9 protein-coding genes and 1 pseudogene are annotated in these 15,847 nt (G+C 72.7%); 7 read left to right on the top strand and 3 right to left on the bottom strand.

Annotation, left to right across the window (positions count from 1 at the left end):
• Positions 1-197: 197 nt before the first annotated feature.
• From EPD83_RS08210 to glgB, 6 genes are all read left to right on the top strand, one after another.
• A complete protein-coding gene (locus EPD83_RS08210) occupies positions 198-1,502 on the top strand; it encodes an alpha-hydroxy-acid oxidizing protein (protein WP_128366731.1) in 1,305 nt (434 codons plus the stop codon).
• A 130-nt stretch (positions 1,503-1,632) separates the two neighbouring features.
• Positions 1,633-4,203, top strand: a complete 2,571-nt coding sequence (locus tag EPD83_RS08205; protein WP_235950413.1) for a glycogen/starch/alpha-glucan phosphorylase — start codon at positions 1,633-1,635, stop codon at positions 4,201-4,203.
• Between the two features lie 78 nt (positions 4,204-4,281).
• Positions 4,282-6,309, top strand: coding sequence for an alpha-1,4-glucan--maltose-1-phosphate maltosyltransferase (locus EPD83_RS08200; protein ID WP_165566449.1), 2,028 nt, complete (start codon positions 4,282-4,284; stop codon positions 6,307-6,309).
• Between the two features lie 14 nt (positions 6,310-6,323).
• Complete coding sequence (gene treS, locus EPD83_RS08195; protein WP_128366775.1) at positions 6,324-8,057, top strand: maltose alpha-D-glucosyltransferase; 1,734 nt, start codon at positions 6,324-6,326, stop codon at positions 8,055-8,057.
• Positions 8,050-9,498, top strand: coding sequence for a maltokinase N-terminal cap-like domain-containing protein (locus tag EPD83_RS08190; protein ID WP_128366773.1), 1,449 nt, complete (start codon positions 8,050-8,052; stop codon positions 9,496-9,498). Before treS ends, EPD83_RS08190 begins: the two co-directional genes overlap by 8 nt.
• On the top strand, positions 9,495-11,720 hold the full coding sequence (glgB, locus tag EPD83_RS08185; protein ID WP_165566448.1) for a 1,4-alpha-glucan branching protein GlgB: 2,226 nt from the start codon (positions 9,495-9,497) through the stop codon (positions 11,718-11,720). Before EPD83_RS08190 ends, glgB begins: the two co-directional genes overlap by 4 nt.
• Positions 11,721-11,736: 16 nt before the next feature.
• On the opposite strand, the gene EPD83_RS20635 is transcribed toward glgB, so the two are convergent.
• The gene (locus EPD83_RS20635) at positions 11,737-12,759 is read right to left on the bottom strand and encodes an FAD-binding oxidoreductase (protein WP_235950412.1); all 1,023 of its coding nucleotides are present in this window, start codon (positions 12,757-12,759) and stop codon (positions 11,737-11,739) included.
• A gap of 11 nt (positions 12,760-12,770) precedes the next feature.
• Positions 12,771-13,103 (bottom strand): annotated as a pseudogene (locus EPD83_RS21040) (FAD-binding protein); the annotation flags it as partial.
• A gap of 164 nt (positions 13,104-13,267) precedes the next feature.
• Between EPD83_RS21040 and pgm the strand changes: the two are divergent.
• Positions 13,268-14,932: a phosphoglucomutase (alpha-D-glucose-1,6-bisphosphate-dependent) gene (gene pgm / locus EPD83_RS08175; RefSeq protein WP_165566446.1), complete on the top strand. Its 1,665-nt coding sequence runs from the start codon at positions 13,268-13,270 to the stop codon at positions 14,930-14,932.
• 33 nt (positions 14,933-14,965) lie between these two features.
• Here the strand turns inward: pgm and EPD83_RS08170 are convergent, their stop codons facing one another.
• Positions 14,966-15,493: a hypothetical protein gene (locus EPD83_RS08170; RefSeq protein ID WP_128367903.1), complete on the bottom strand. Its 528-nt coding sequence runs from the start codon at positions 15,491-15,493 to the stop codon at positions 14,966-14,968.
• Positions 15,494-15,847 lie beyond the last annotated feature (354 nt).

Below are 15,847 nucleotides of genomic sequence, written 5' to 3'. Positions count from 1 at the left end.
GACATTTCGGGGTGACCCCGAAATGTCACCGAGACCCCGGTTACGACGTGGTGCACCGCGGACATTTCGGGGTCACCCCGAAATGTCAGCGAGACCCCGGTTGCGAACCGGGGTCTCGCGGACGTTCCGGGGTGTCGGGGTCGTCGTGCCCCGCCGCGCCCCGCCGCGCACCCCGCGGGGTGCGCTAGAACGGGGCGATGGAACGCGACCTCGGCCGGCTGGTGCAGTCCGCGATCTACCGCGCGGGGACCTTCGGCCACCGGCCGGTCGTCCCCACCGACGCCGGCCGGCTCGAGGCCGCCGCCGAGCGGGCGATGTCCCGGCGGGACTTCGCCTACGTCGCCGGCTCCGCGGGCGGCGAGGCCACGGCCCGCGCCAACCGCGCCGCCTTCGACCGGCACCGCGTCGTGCCGCGGATGCTCGTCGACACCCGGGAGCGGGACCTGTCGGTGGACCTGCTCGGTCGCCGCCACCCCACGCCGTTCCTCCTCTCCCCCGTCGGCGTGCTCTCCAGCGCCCACCCCGAGGCCGACGAGGCCGTGGCCCGCGGCGCCCGGGCCGCCGGCGTGACGCCGGTCCTCAGCACCCAGGCCGACGTCTCCATGGAGACGGTCGCGGCGGTGTCCGGCCGCGGCGGCTTCTGGTACCAGCTGTACTGGAGCCGCCACGACGACCTCGCCGCCAGCCTCGTCCGCCGGGCCGAGGCCTGCGGCGCCGAGGCGCTCGTCGTCACCGTCGACACGCCCTACCTCGGCTGGCGCCCGCGCGACCTCGACCTCGGCCACCTGCCGTTCGCCCGCGGCGCCGGCATCGCGCAGTACACCTCCGACCCGGTGTTCCGGCGGCTCGTCGAGGAACGGCTCGCAGCCGCGGCGGACGCCGAGCCGGCGGGGACCCCGCGCCCCACCCCGGCCGCCGTCCGGACCCTCGTCGCGATGAGCCGCAACCACCCCGGCCGGGCCCGCGACAACCTCCGCTCCCCCGCGCCCCGGGCGGCGGTCGAGACCTTCCTCGACGTCTTCTCCCGCCCCGGGCTCACCTGGGAGGACCTACCCCGGCTGCGTGACCTCACCTCCCTCCCCGTCGTGCTCAAGGGCGTGCTGCACCCCGACGACGCGGCGCGGGCCCTGGACGCCGGCCTCGACGCCGTCTGGGTGTCGAACCACGGTGGCCGGCAGGTCGACCGGTCGGTGGGCGCCCTCGACGCCCTGCCCGGCGTCGTCGCCGCGGTCCGGGCCCGCGACGCCCACCTCCCCGTCCTCTTCGACTCCGGGGTGCGCACCGGCGCCGACGCGTTCGTCGCGCTCGCCTTGGGGGCCACCGCGATCGGCATCGGCCGCCCGCACGTCTACGGCCTGGCGCTGGACGGCGCCCGCGGCGTCGAGACCGTCCTGCGCCACCTCGCCGCCGAGCTCGACCTCACGATGGCCCTCACCGGCTGCGCCACCGTCGCCGATGTCACCGCGGACCGCCTGACGAGACGGCCCCCCGACCAGGACTGACACGCGGGCCCCGGCCCGCCGGCGACGCGCGCCGCGAGCGGTCGTGCCGCGGCCGGCGGCGGAGTGCGTACCCTGTCCACCGCACCACCGTCGCTGCAGCCACCCCCGCCTGCCCGAAGGACGATGCCCGATGTCCGAGTCCACGCCCGCCGCCGTGTCCGAGGCGACCGCGTCGCCCGCCATGGTGTCCGACGAGTCCCCGTCCACCGACGCGCGGCGCATCGGCCCGTCCTTCAAGGCGAACCACCCGCTGGCCAGCGGCCCGGTCGTGCAGCCCGCCCCCACCGTCGACGGGTTCGTCGAGGCCTTCCTCGCCGAGCTCAACTACGGCCAGGGCGTGCTGCTCTCCCAGTCGACCGTCAACGACCAGTACCTCGCGCTGGCCCGCACCGTGCGCCGGTACCTCATGGCCGACTGGCTCGAGACCGGCGCCCGCCGCCGCCAGGCGCAGCAGAAGACCGTCGCCTACCTCTCGGCCGAGTACCTCCTCGGCCGCCAGCTCGGCAACAACCTCCTCGCGACGAACCTCCAGGACGTCGCCGAGGAGGCCATGCGCCGCTCCGGCATCGACATCGCCGCCCTGCGCTCCCAGGAGGTCGAGCCCGGCCTCGGCAACGGCGGCCTCGGCCGGCTCGCCGCGTGCTTCGTCGACTCCCTGGCGACGATGGACGTGCCGTGCATCGGCTACGGCATCCGCTACGAGTACGGCATCTTCCGGCAGACCTTCGTCGAGGACCGCCAGGTCGAGCTGCCCGACTCCTGGCTCTCGCTCGGCAGCCCGTGGGAGTTCCCGCACCCCGAGCGCCAGGTCATCGTCAGCTTCGGCGGCCACACGGAGACGACGACCGACGACGCCGGGGTCGAGCGCAGCCGCTGGATCCCGGACTGGAACGTCCTCGGCATGCCGTACCACTACATGGTCCCCGGCTTCCGCAACGGCGTCGTCAACACCCTGCGCCTGTGGAGCGCGCGCGCCACGCACGCCTTCGACCTGCAGATCTTCAACTCCGGCGACTACGCCCAGGCCGTCCGCTCGCAGACCTTCGCCGAGAACATCTCCAAGGTCCTCTACCCCGAGGACTCCACGCCCCAGGGCAAGGAGCTGCGGCTGCAGCAGCAGTACTTCTTCGTCGCCTGCTCCCTCCACGACTTCATCGACAACACCCTCCCGGCCGACTACGACCTGCGCAGGCTGCCCGAGCGGCTCGTCGTCCAGCTCAACGACACCCACCCGGTCATCGCCATCCCCGAGCTCATGCGGATCCTCGTCGACCGCAAGGGCTTCGACTGGGACGAGGCCTGGGACATCACGAAGCGCTGCTTCGCCTACACCTGCCACACCCTGCTGCCGGAGGCGCTGGAGGTCTGGTCGGTCGACCTGCTCGGCCGCCTGCTGCCGCGCCACCTCGAGATCATCTACCGCATCAACGAGGAGTTCCTCGACGAGGTCCGCGAGGCCTTCCCCGGCGACGAGATGCGGGTGCGCCGGATGTCTGTCATCGCCGAGCACCCCGAGCGCTCGGTGCGGATGGCCTACCTCGCGACGGTGGCGGGCGCCAAGGTCAACGGCGTCGCCGAGCTGCACAGCCAGCTGCTGCGGGACAAGGTGCTGCCGGACTTCAGCCAGCTGTGGCCCGAGAAGTTCACCAACGTCACCAACGGCGTCACCCCCCGCCGCTTCGTCCTGCTCGCCAACCGGCGCCTCTCGGACCTGGTCACCGACACCATCGGCGAGGGCTGGGTCACCGACCTGGACCGGCTGCGCGAGCTCGAGCCGCACGCCGAGGACCCGGAGTTCCGGGCCGCGTTCCGGCAGGTGAAGGCCGACAACAAGGAGCGCCTCTACAAGCTGCTGCGGGTGCGCGACGGGCTGGACCTGCCGCGCGAGGCGATGCTCGACGTCATGGTCAAGCGCCTCCACGAGTACAAGCGCCAGACCCTCAAGCTCCTCCACATCGTCTCGCTCTACGAGGGCGTCGTCTCCGGCCGGGTCGCCCCCGAGGACCTCACCCCGCGCACCGTCGTCTTCGGCGCCAAGGCGGCCCCCGGCTACCACATGGCGAAGGAGATCATCTTCCTCATCAACGCCGTCGCGGACACCGTCAACGCCGACCCGCGCGTCGCCGGCCGGCTGTCCGTGGCGTTCCCGGCGAACTACAACGTCACGCTGGCCGAGAAGCTCATCCCCGCCGCCGACCTGTCCGAGCAGATCTCGCTCGCCGGCAAGGAGGCCTCGGGCACCGGAAACATGAAGTTCGCCCTCAACGGCGCGCTCACCATCGGCACCGACGACGGCGCCAACGTCGAGATCCGCCGGCTCGTCGGCGACGACAACTTCTTCCTCTTCGGGATGACCGAGCCCGAGGTCGAGACGCTGCGCGGCGAGGGCTACGTGCCCGCGGACCTCTACGAGCAGGACCCGGTGCTGCGGGCGACGATCGACCTGCTGGCCAGCGGCCACTTCACCGGCGGCGACCGCCAGGTCGTGGCCCCCGTGGTCGACAACCTCCTGCACCAGGACGCGTTCATGGCGCTGGCCGACTTCCCGGCCTACCTCGAGGCCCAGGCCCGGGTGGACGCGGCGTACGCCGACCCCGACACCTGGTCGCGGATGGCCATCCTCAACGTCGCCCGGTCCGGCTTCTTCTCCTCCGACCGCTCGATGCGCGACTACCTCGAGCGCATCTGGACGGCGCGCTGAGCCGCCGCCGCCCCCACGCCCGACCGCGCGCCGACACGGGGATGAGCCCGCACCCGGTGTCCGTGTAGGTTCGTGGGGGTGAGTGACGCCCTCCGCACCGCCATTCCGCAAGCCCCCATCGGACGCATCCCCGTCCTGGACGTCAGACCCGTCGTCGACCACGGCGCGCGACCCGCGAAGTCGGTGCTCGGCGAGGAGTTCGAGGTCACGGCCACCGTCTTCCGCGAGGGCCACGACGCCGTCAACGCGACGGTCGTCCTGACCGACCCCGACGGCGCCGAGCATCACGTCCCCATGACCTGCGTCAACGAGGGCCTGAACCACTGGGTCGCCCGGATCGCCCCGGACGCGCTCGGCTGGTGGTCCTACCGGGTCGAGGGGTGGTCGGACCCGTACGGCACGTGGGAGCACGACGCGACGATCAAGGTCGCCGCCGACGTCGACACCGAGCTCATGCTCGAGGAGGGCGCCCGGGTGCTGGAGCGCGCCCTCGACGAGGTCGAGCGCACCGCCGAGCAGGAGCAGGTGCTCGTCGACGCCATCCACACCCTGCGCGACACCGCGGGGACGCCGACGGTGCGCCTCAAGGCCGGCACCGACGCCGCCGTCGAGGCCGAGCTCGGGGAGCGGCCGCTGCGCGACATGGTCACGCCCTCGGCCGACCTGCCGCTGCTCGTCGAGCGCGAGCGCGCCCTCTACGGCGCCTGGTACGAGCTCTTCCCCCGCAGCGAGGGCGCGACCTACGACGAGGACGAGCACGTCTGGCGCACCGGCACGCTGCGCACCGCCGCCGAGCGGCTGCCGGCGGTCGCCGGCATGGGCTTCGACGTCGTCTACCTCACCCCCGTCCACCCCATCGGCCAGGCCGCGAAAAAGGGCCCGAACAACACCCTGGACGCGCGCCCCGAGGACCCGGGCAGCCCCTACGCCATCGGCAGCCCCGACGGCGGGCACGACGCCATCCACCCCGACCTCGGCACCTTCGAGGACTTCGACGCCTTCGTCGCGCGCGCCGAGGAGCTCGGGATGGAGGTCGCGATGGACCTCGCCCTCCAGTGCTCGCCGGACCACCCGTGGGTGCAGTCGCATCCGGAGTGGTTCACCACCCGCGCCGACGGCACCATCGCCTACGCCGAGAACCCGCCGAAGAAGTACCAGGACATCTACCCCCTGAACTTCGACAACGACCCCGAGGGCATCTACCGCGAGGTCCGCCGGGTCGTCCAGGTGTGGATCGACCACGGCGTGAAGATCTTCCGGGTCGACAACCCGCACACCAAGCCGGTCGAGTTCTGGCAGTGGATCATCGACGACGTCGCGCGCGACCACCCGGACGTCATCTGGCTCGCCGAGGCGTTCACCAAGCCCGCGATGATGCACACCCTGGGCAAGGTCGGCTTCCAGCAGAGCTACACGTACTACGCGTGGCGCAACACGGCCGAGGAGATCGAGGAGTACCTCACCGAGCTCTCCGGCGAGGCGGCCGCGTACATGCGCCCCTCGTTCTGGCCGACGACCCACGACATCCTCACGCCGTACATGCAGTTCGGCGGCGCGTCGGCGTGGAAGCTGCGCAGCGCGCTCGCGGCGACGCTCGTGCCGACCTACGGCATCTACGCCGGCTACGAGCTCATGGAGCACGTCGCCCGCCCCGGCGCCGAGGAGCAGATCGACAACGAGAAGTACGAGTACAAGGACCGGCGCTGGGCCGACTTCGAGCCCGGCGGCGAGCGGGCCGGGCAGTCGCTCTCCGGCTGGCTGACGACGCTCAACGAGATCCGCCGGGCCCACCCGGCGCTGCACCGGCTGCGCAACATCCGCTTCCACGACGTCGACGACGACAACTTCCTGGCCTTCTCCAAGCGCCGGGTGCTGGAGGACGGCACCGAGGACGTCATCCTCGTCGTCGCCAACCTCGACCCGCACTCGACCCGCGCGACGACGATGCGCCTGGACCTGCCCTCGCTCGGCCTGGAGCCGGGCGACGCCATCGAGGCCGAGGACCTCGTGAGCGGCCAGGTCTGGTCCTGGCAGCGGGACGTCTACGTGCGGCTCGGCCCCGAGGTCGAACCGTGCCACGTCGTCGCCGTGAGGAGGATGCAGTGAGCGCGATCCCCGGCATGGGCCACAGCCTCCCCGGGCTCGGGATGAACCAGCCCGGGCTGCGGCACGACCCCGAGTGGTTCCGCACCGCGGTCTTCTACGAGGTGCTCGTGCGGGCCTTCGGCGACTCCACGGGCTCCGGCGAGGGCGACTTCGCCGGCATCGTCGGGCGGCTGGACTACCTGCAGTGGCTCGGCATCGACTGCCTGTGGCTGCCGCCGTTCTACGCCAGCCCCCTGCGCGACGGCGGCTACGACATCTCCGACTACACCCAGGTGCTGCCGGAGTTCGGCACGCTGCCGGAGTTCCGCGAGCTCATCACCCAGGCCCACGCCCGCGGCATCCGGATCATCACCGACCTCGTGATGAACCACACGAGCGACCAGCACCCGTGGTTCCAGGCCTCGCGCAGCGACCCCGAGGGCCCGTACGGCGACTTCTACGTGTGGTCCGACACCGACGACAAGTACACCGACGCCCGGATCATCTTCATCGACACCGAGACCTCGAACTGGACCTTCGACCCGATCCGCCGGCAGTTCTTCTGGCACCGCTTCTTCAGCCACCAGCCGGACCTCAACTTCGAGAACGAGGCCGTCCACGACGCGATCTTCGACGCCGTCCGGTTCTGGATGGACATGGGCATCGACGGCTTCCGCCTCGACGCCGTGCCCTACCTCTACGAGGAGGAGGGGCACAACGGCGAGAACCACCCCCGCACCCACGAGTTCCTCGCCAAGCTGCGCCGCATGGTCGACGAGGAGTACCCGGGCCGGATCCTCCTCGCCGAGGCCAACCAGCCGCCGAGCGACGTCGTCGACTACTTCGGCACCGAGGAGTCGCCGGAGTGCCAGATGTGCTTCCACTTCCCGGTGATGCCGATGCTCTACTACGCCCTGCGCGAGGAGAAGGCGGCCCCGATCATCGACGTCCTCGCCGACACCCCGGCCATCCCGCCCGGCACCCAGTGGGGCACGTTCCTGCGCAACCACGACGAGCTCACCCTGGAGATGGTGACGCCGGAGCAGCGCGCGGCGATGTACGGCTGGTACGCCCCGGACCCGCGGATGCGCGCGAACATCGGCATCCGGCGGCGGCTCGCGCCGCTGCTGGACAACAGCCGCCCCGAGTACGAGCTCATCCACGCGCTGCTGCTGTCCCTGCCCGGCTCGCCGTGCCTCTACTACGGCGACGAGATAGGGATGGGCGACAACATCTGGCTCGAGGACCGCGACGCCGTCCGCACCCCGATGCAGTGGACGCCGGACCGCAACGCCGGCTTCTCGACGTCCGACCCCGGCAAGCTCTACCTGCCGGTGATCCAGTCGCTCGTCTACCACCACAACCACGTCAACGTCGAGGCGCAGATGGCCTCCGGGTCCTCGCGGCTGCACTGGGTGCGCGGCATGCTCGCCGTCCGGCGCGAGCACCCGGTGTTCGGGCTCGGCGACTTCACGGTGTGCGCGTCGACCCACGACCGGGTGCTCGCGTACACCCGCGTCGACACCCGCGACCGCGACGTCGAGGACCGCTCGGCCAAGGCCGTCCTGTGCGTCAACAACCTCTCCTCGCGGCCGCAGGCCACGACGATCACCCTCCCCGAGCGGCTGGCCGGCTGGCAGACCCGCGACCTCTTCGGTGGCACCGGGTTCCCGGACATCGACGCCGACGGCACGCTGTCGCTGACGCTGGGCTCGCGCGACTTCTTCTGGCTGGCGCTCGACCCGCCGCCGGGGGGCCAGCATGGCTGAGCTGCACCCGGACGCCACCCTGACCCCGGGCAAGCGCGAGCTCGTCGAGGAGTGGATGGGCCGGCAGCGCTGGTACGCCGCCAAGGGGCGCCGGCCGCGGCTGCGCCGGCTGACGTCCTGGCGGCTCGACGACCCGGCCGGCGAGGTCGGGGTCGAGACGATGGTCCTCGCCGACGAGTCCGGCGACGACGCCGTCGTCTACCAGGTGCCGCTCACCTACCGCGGCGCACCGGTCGACGGCGCGGAGCACGCCCTCGTCGGCACGCTCGAGCACAGCGTCCTCGGCACCCGTTGGGTGTACGACGCCCCGCACGACCCGGTGTACGCGACCCAGCTCTTCGAGCTGCTCCAGGGCCGGGTGCCCGCCGCGTCGTCCTCGGAGTCGGACGCGCAGGACGACACCGTGGCCGGCGTGCCGCAGCCGAGCTGGGACACCGCCGTGCGGGTGCGCTCGGCGCGGGTGCTGTCCGGCGAGCAGTCGAACACCTCCGTCATCCTCGACGCCGAGACCGAGGACGGCGGCCACGTGCCGCTCATCGTCAAGGTCTTCCGGATGCTCTCCCCCGGCGACAACCCGGACGTCGTCCTCCAGGGCGCTCTCGTCGACGCCGGCTCGCGCCGCGTCCCGGGCGTCGTCGGGTCGGTCACCGGGTCCTGGCCGCAGCCCGGGCCCGAGGGCGACCTCGACGCCCACGGCCACCTCGCCTTCGCCCAGGAGTTCCTGCCCGGCGTCGAGGACGCCTGGCGGGTGGCCCTGCAGGCGGCCGAGGACGGCACGGACTTCACCGGCCCCGCCCGCGACCTCGGGGCCGCGACCGCCGAGGTCCACCGCGCGCTGGCCGCCTCGCTCGGAACGACGCCGACGACCCCGGAGCAGGTGGACGCCATCCTCGCCGGGATGCGCGTGCGGGTCGACGCCGCCGTCGCCGAGGTCCCGGAGCTCGAGGCCGCCCGGCCCGCCGTCGAGGACGTGCTCGCCGCGGCCGCCGGCGCGTCCTGGCCGGACCTGCAGCGCATCCACGGCGACTACCACCTCGGCCAGGTGCTGCACTCCCCCGAGCGGGGCTGGGTGCTGCTGGACTTCGAGGGCGAGCCGCTGCGCCCGCTCGCCGAGCGCTCGCTGCCCGACCAGTGGGTCCGCGACGTCGCCGGCATGCTGCGCAGCGTCGACTACGTCGGCGGCTCCCGCGAGCGCGGCGGCGGCGCCTCCGCCCGGGACTGGGTGCGCGCCGTCCAGGACGCCTTCCTCGGCGGCTACGCCGCGGCCGGCGGCACCGACCCCCGCGACCTCGGACCACTGCTCGCCGCCTTCGAGCTCGACAAGGCGATGTACGAGGTCGTCTACGAGGCCCGCAACCGGCCGGACTGGCTCGCCATCCCGCTCGGCGCCGTGCACCGCCTCACCGACCGTTCCGTCCCCTCCGAAGGAGGACCCTCGTGACCACCACCCCCAGCCCCGAGGTCGGCGGCGCCATCACCGCGCTGGCCCAGAACCGTCACCAGCAGCCGCACGACCTGCTCGGGCAGCACCTGGAGCACGGCGGGCTGCGCATCCGCGTCCTCAAGCCCCTCGCGCAGTCGGTGCGGGTGCGCTTCGAGGACGACGAGGTCGTCGACCTCGAGCACGAGGCCGAGGGCGTGTGGACGGCCGTGCGCCCCGACGCGACCCGAACGATGGACTACCGGGTGCTCGTCACCTGGGGCGACGGCATCGAGCACGAGCACGACGACCCCTACCGCTTCGCCCCGACCCTGGGCGAGGTCGACCTGCACCTGGTGGGCGAGGGCCGGCACGAGCAGCTGTGGACCGTCCTCGGCGCCCGGCTGCACGAGTACGACGGCCCGATGGGGCGCGTCGCCGGCGTCTCCTTCGCCGTGTGGGCGCCGCGGGCCAAGGCGGTCCGCGTCGTCGGCGACTTCAACGGCTGGGACGGCCGGGTGCACCCGATGCGGCTCATCGGGTCCAGCGGCGTCTGGGAGCTGTTCGTCCCGGGCGTCGGCGTCGGCGACGTCTACAAGTACGAGATCCGCGGCGCCGACGACGTCGTGCGCACCAAGGCCGACCCCATGGCGCGGCGCACCGAGTGCCCGCCGCGCACGGGGTCGGTCGTCGACGCCTCGAGCCACGAGTGGAACGACGGCGAGTGGATGGGCGCGCGCGCCGGTCGCGACCCGCACGAGGGGCCGATGAGCGTGTACGAGGTGCACCTCGGCTCGTGGCGCCAGGGCCTCACCTACCGCGAGCTCGCCGAGCACCTCGTCAACTACGTGAGCGACCTCGGGTTCACCCACGTCGAGCTGCTGCCGGTCATGGAGCACCCGTACGGGCCGTCCTGGGGCTACCAGGTCACCGGCTACTACGCGCCGACCGCGCGCTTCGGGACGCCGGACGAGTTCAAGTACCTCGTCGACACCCTGCACCAGGCGGGCATCGGCGTCATCCTCGACTGGGTGCCCGGGCACTTCCCGCGCGACGAGTTCGCCCTCGCCCGCTTCGACGGCCTGCCGCTCTACGAGCACCCGGACCCCCGCCGCGGGGACCAGCCGGACTGGGGCACCCACGTCTTCGACTTCGGCCGGCTCGAGGTGCGCAACTTCCTCGTCGCCAACGCCGTCTACTGGCTCGAGGAGTTCCACGTCGACGGCCTGCGGGTCGACGCCGTCGCCTCGATGCTCTACCTCGACTACTCCCGCCGCGACGGCGAGTGGATCCCGAACGTCCACGGCGGCCGCGAGCACCTCGAGGCCATCGGCCTGCTCCAGGAGGCCAACGCGACGTCCTACAAGCGGGTCCCCGGCGTCGTGACGATCGCCGAGGAGTCGACGTCCTGGCCGGGCGTCACCAAGCCGACGTCGACCGGCGGCCTCGGGTTCGGGCTGAAGTGGAACATGGGCTGGATGAACGACACCCTGCGCTACCTGCAGGAGCAGCCGGTGCACCGCCAGTACCACCACAACCTGCTGACCTTCTCGCTCATGTACGCCTTCAGCGAGAACTTCGTGCTGCCCATCAGCCACGACGAGGTCGTCCACGGCAAGGGCTCCCTGCTCAACAAGATCCCCGGGGACCGGCCCGACCAGCTGGCGACGCTGCGGGCGTTCCTCGCCTACATGTGGAGCCACCCCGGCAAGCAGCTGCTGTTCATGGGCAGCGAGTTCGCCCAGCCGCAGGAGTGGGCCGACGGGCGCTCGCTGGAGTGGTGGCTGCTCGACCACGCCGCGCACCACCGGGTGCACGCCCTCGTCAAGCAGCTGAACACCGTCTACCGCGAGCACCCGGCCCTGTGGGCGCTGGACTCGCAGCCGGCCGGCTTCCGCTGGCTCGACGCCGACGACAACACAGGGAACCTGCTGTCCTACCTGCGCTTCGAGCGCGGCGACGGCACCGGGGACGTCGTCGCCACGGTCGTCAACTACAGCGGCGCCGACAAGGAGTGGGTGCGCCTCGGGGTCCCGCGGGCCGGGAGCTGGGAGGTCGTCCTCGACACCTCCGGCTACGACGAGGCCTCCAGCCCGAGCCAGGCCGGCACGGTGCTCGAGGCCGAGCAGGTCCCGTGGAACGACCAGCCGTGGTCAGTCACCGTCCGGGTGGCCCGGCTCGCGGCGCTCTTCCTCGTGCCGATGCCCGGGTCCGAGCCCGACGGGCCGGCGCTCACCCTCTGAGGCGGCGCGGGCCGGCTTACAGGCCGTGCGCCGCGACGACGAGCCCGCCGGGGTCGAGGCGGTCGCGCACCACGCGCAGGCGGGCCAGCACGTCGTCGTCGTGGAAGCGGGACGGCTCGACCCGGCCCTCGGTGAAGGTCGGGGCGAGCCCGCCCGTGGACCACGGCGCCATCGCCCGCACGAGGGCGGCGGCGGCCGACCGGCCGGCCTCCTCGGCCGCCGCGTCCGGGGTGATGGCCACGGCGAGCATCCCGTACTCGCCGTCGAGGGCGCCCCGCGCGCCGGACGCCCCGATGGGCCGGGAGAAGGCCCCGCCGAGGTGGCGCAGCTCGGCGAACATCAGGCCCGCCCGCGTGCCCGGCCCCACCTGCGCGAGGAACGCGTCCAGGGCGGCGTCGTCGAGGTCGTGCAGCATCGCGTGGTCCCCGACGAAGGGCACCGGCGCCGGGGGGTCCATGTGGACCTCGAGCAGGGCGGCGCTGGGGATGCGGCCGACGGTGTCGACCTCGGGCTCCAGCGCCCGCAGCGGTGCGAGGAGGCCCGCGGCGGTCTCGTCGTCCTCGAGCAGGGCGCCGTCGAGGACGACGACGTCCCGCCCGGACAGGAACGGCGGCAGCTCGGGCACGGGCGGGAAGCCCATGACCCGCAGGGAAGTCGTCACCGACTCCGGCACCGTCCGGGTCCAGTCCCGCCAGGCCCGCAGGACCTCGGGGGCGCGCTCGCGGTCCCACAGGAGCATCCCGGCGACGACGTCCGGGTAGGGCAGCAGGTCGATCTCGACGGCCACGACGACGCCGAGCGACCCGCCGGCACCCCGGACGGCCCAGAACAGGTCCTCGTCGGCGGCGTCGACCCGGCGCAGCGTGCCGTCCGGGAGGACGAGCTCGACGGCCCGCAGGCACGAGACCCCGAGGCCGTGCGTGCGCCCGTAGAACGACAGGCCGCCGCCGAGGAGGTAGCCGACCGCGCCACGTCGGGGGCGCTGCCGTGCAGGGCGGTGAGCCCGTGCGGCGCGGCGGCCGCGACGACGGCGTCCCATGTCGTCCCGCCGAGCACACGGGCGGTCCGCGTCGCGGGGTCGATCGTGACGCCGGAGAGCGCGCCGGTCCGCAGCAGCACGGCGTCGGACAGGTCCTGCTCGCCGAGCGGGCCGGCGCCGTGCCCGGTGCACTGCGGGGCGACCCGCAGCCCGGCGCGGCCGGCGGCCACGACGACCTCGACGACGTCCTCGGCCGTCCGCGGCACCGCCACGGCGGCCGGGCGCTGGTCGACCGCGAGGTTCCAGGCCGTGCGCGCGACGTCGTAGCCGGGGTCCCCCGGCCGGTGCAGCTCGCAGGTGACGTCGGTGAGGGCGTCGGGCGTGAGGTCCGGGGCAGTGGTCATCGGGGTCCTTCCGGGATGGGCGGCTGCGCGCGCACCGGTCGACCGGGGCGTCGGGGCCCACGCTCCCCCCTCTCGCCCCGGTCCACCATGACCCGTTCGGGGGGTGCCGCCGCTCCTCGGACTCCTGCCTGTCCCCGCCCCACCGGTCGTGCCAGGATCGGGGGATGAGCTCCTCGCGCGCCGGACAGCCCGCCCAGCCCTCCGACCTCGTCGACGTCGCGTCGCTGGTCACGGCCTACTACACGCGCGAGCCGGACCCCGAGAACGTCGACGAGCAGGTCGCCTTCGGCACCTCGGGCCACCGTGGGTCGAGCCTGAAGACCTCGTTCAACGAGACGCACATCCTCGCGACGACGCAGGCCATCTGCGACTACCGGCGCGAGCAGGGCTACGACGGTCCGCTGTTCATCGGCCGCGACACCCACGGCCTCTCCGAGCCGGCGTGGGCCTCGGCCCTCGAGGTGCTCGTCGCCAACGACGTCACCGTCCTCGTCGACGCCGACGACCGCTACACGCCGACGCCGGCCGTCTCGCACGCGATCCTCGTCGCCAACCGCGGCAAGGTCTCCGGGGTGTCGGACATGCCGGCCGGACGCGGGCTCGCCGACGGCATCGTCGTCACCCCGTCACACAACCCGCCCACCGACGGCGGCTTCAAGTACAACCCGCCGCACGGGGGGCCGGCCGACTCGGACGCGACGAAGGTCATCGCCGCCGCGGCCAACGCCTACATCCGGGCCGGGCTCGACGGGGTGAAGCGGGTGCCGTTCGCGCGGGCCCGGGCCACGGTCGGCACCTACGACTTCCTCGGCACCTACGTCGACGACCTGCCCTCGGTGCTCGACATCGACGCGGTCCGCTCGGCCGGGGTGCGCATCGGCGCCGACCCGCTCGGCGGGGCCGCGGTCGACTACTGGGGCGCGATCGCCGAGCGGCACGACCTCGACCTCACCGTCGTCAACCCGCTCGTCGACGCGACGTGGCGCTTCATGACGCTGGACTGGGACGGGAAGATCCGGATGGACTGCTCGTCGCCGTCGGCGATGGCCTCGCTCATCGAGCGGCGCGCGGAGTACGACGTCGCCACCGGCAACGACGCCGACAGCGACCGGCACGGCATCGTCACCCCCGACGCCGGGCTGATGAACCCCAACCACTACCTCTCCGTCGCCATCCAGTACCTCTACGGCGGGGCGCGTCCGCAGTGGCGCGACGACGGGTTCGTCGGCAAGACGCTGGTGTCGAGCTCGATGATCGACCGGGTCGCCGAGGACCTCGGGCGCCGGCTCGTCGAGGTGCCGGTCGGCTTCAAGTGGTTCGTCCCCGGGCTGCTCGACGGGTCGGGCCCGTTCGGCGGCGAGGAGTCCGCCGGGGCCTCGTTCCTGCGGCGCGACGGCTCGGTGTGGACCACCGACAAGGACGGCATCCTCCTGGCCCTGCTGGCCTCGGAGATCATCGCGACGACCGGCAGGACGCCCTCCCAGCACTACGCCGAGCTCACCGCGAAGCACGGCGAGCCGGCCTACGCCCGCATCGACGCCGCCGCGTCCCGCGAGGAGAAGGCGAAGCTCGGGGGCCTCTCCCCCGACGACGTCACCGCCGAGTCGCTCGCCGGCGAGCCGATCACCGCCAAGCTCACCGAGGCACCCGGCAACGGCGCCGCGATCGGCGGCCTCAAGGTCGTCACCGAGTCGGCGTGGTTCGCCGCCCGCCCCAGCGGCACCGAGGACGTCTACAAGATCTACGCCGAGTCCTTCCGGGGCCCGGACCACCTGGCCCAGGTGCAGGAGGAGGCCAAGGAGGTCGTGAGCGCCGCTCTCGGGTCCTGACCCGGCCCCCACCGATGTGGTGGCGACGGTGGGTCAGTCGTCCTTGTCGACGAACTGGAACGGCTCGAGGTCGAGGCACGACGTCGGAGCCAGGAACCACTGGTACCGGGCCTCCTGCTGCGCCGTCCGCCCGCCGACCTCGTACGTGATGCGCAATGCCCGGACGACGCCGTAGGACTCGCCGGTCCGGCGCACGCCGAAGCTGACGGTGAGCCGCTCACCCGGGGCGACGACCGCGTCCCCCGGTTCCTGCGTGGCCTCCCAGCCTGGGTAGGGCTTGCCGTCCAGCACCGGCGGCCACCCAGTGACGACCCCGGGCGTCCGGTGGTCACCGGCCCAGACGGCTGCGCCGACGAGCTCCGCTCCGTCGGCGTCGGCCAGGGCGACGCCCGTGACCCGGATGTCCTCCGAGGCCTCGCTCCGTCCGACGGCACCGAAGGTCAGGATGCTCGCGCCCGCGACCGGGGCGGGGCCGCAGTCGGCGCCTTCGGAGACATTGAGCCGAAATGCGTCGCCCTCGCTACTGCACCCTGTCGTGGCGAGGACCGTAGTGAAGAACAACGCACCGATCCGCTTCATGGCCCACGGACCACGAGGCGCCGGGGACTACCTCCCGGTGTGTCGTGGGTTCCGCACAGTGTTCCAGCGGAGTAGTAGTGGACCCCCTGTTTCGCATCCGTGCGGAATCCCGTGCGAGAACTAAGGTCGATGCCGATGACCGACTCCAGCGAGGCACCTCGAACCCACTGCACCGCATTGCTATCCAGCTTGTAGACGGTGCTGTCCGCCTCGTAGTCGGTGCAGTACTGGATCGGGGTCAGCGGTACCGAGGACAGGATTGTCCGCGTTCCGCCTTCGAACCGGATGGCCTTGACTTGCCACTTGAAGCTTGGACCTGGACTGCGGTACGTCGTG

The sequence above is a fragment of the Phycicoccus flavus genome (assembly GCF_004025965.2).
Classification (GTDB): Bacteria; Actinomycetota; Actinomycetes; order Actinomycetales; family Dermatophilaceae; genus Phycicoccus; species Phycicoccus flavus.
This window is presented reverse-complemented; position numbering and strand designations above follow the sequence as displayed.

Coding starts and splice junctions, on each gene's coding strand:
- EPD83_RS08190 (WP_128366773.1), top strand. CDS start 8,050: ATGGCTGAGCTGCACCCGGACGCCACCCTGACCCCGGGCAAGCGCGAG.
- treS (WP_128366775.1), top strand. CDS start 6,324: ATGGGCCACAGCCTCCCCGGGCTCGGGATGAACCAGCCCGGGCTGCGG.
- EPD83_RS20635 (WP_235950412.1), bottom strand. CDS start 12,759: ATGGGACGCCGTCGTCGCGGCCGCCGCGCCGCACGGGCTCACCGCCCT.
- EPD83_RS08210 (WP_128366731.1), top strand. CDS start 198: ATGGAACGCGACCTCGGCCGGCTGGTGCAGTCCGCGATCTACCGCGCG.
- pgm (WP_165566446.1), top strand. CDS start 13,268: ATGAGCTCCTCGCGCGCCGGACAGCCCGCCCAGCCCTCCGACCTCGTC.
- EPD83_RS08205 (WP_235950413.1), top strand. CDS start 1,633: ATGTCCGAGTCCACGCCCGCCGCCGTGTCCGAGGCGACCGCGTCGCCC.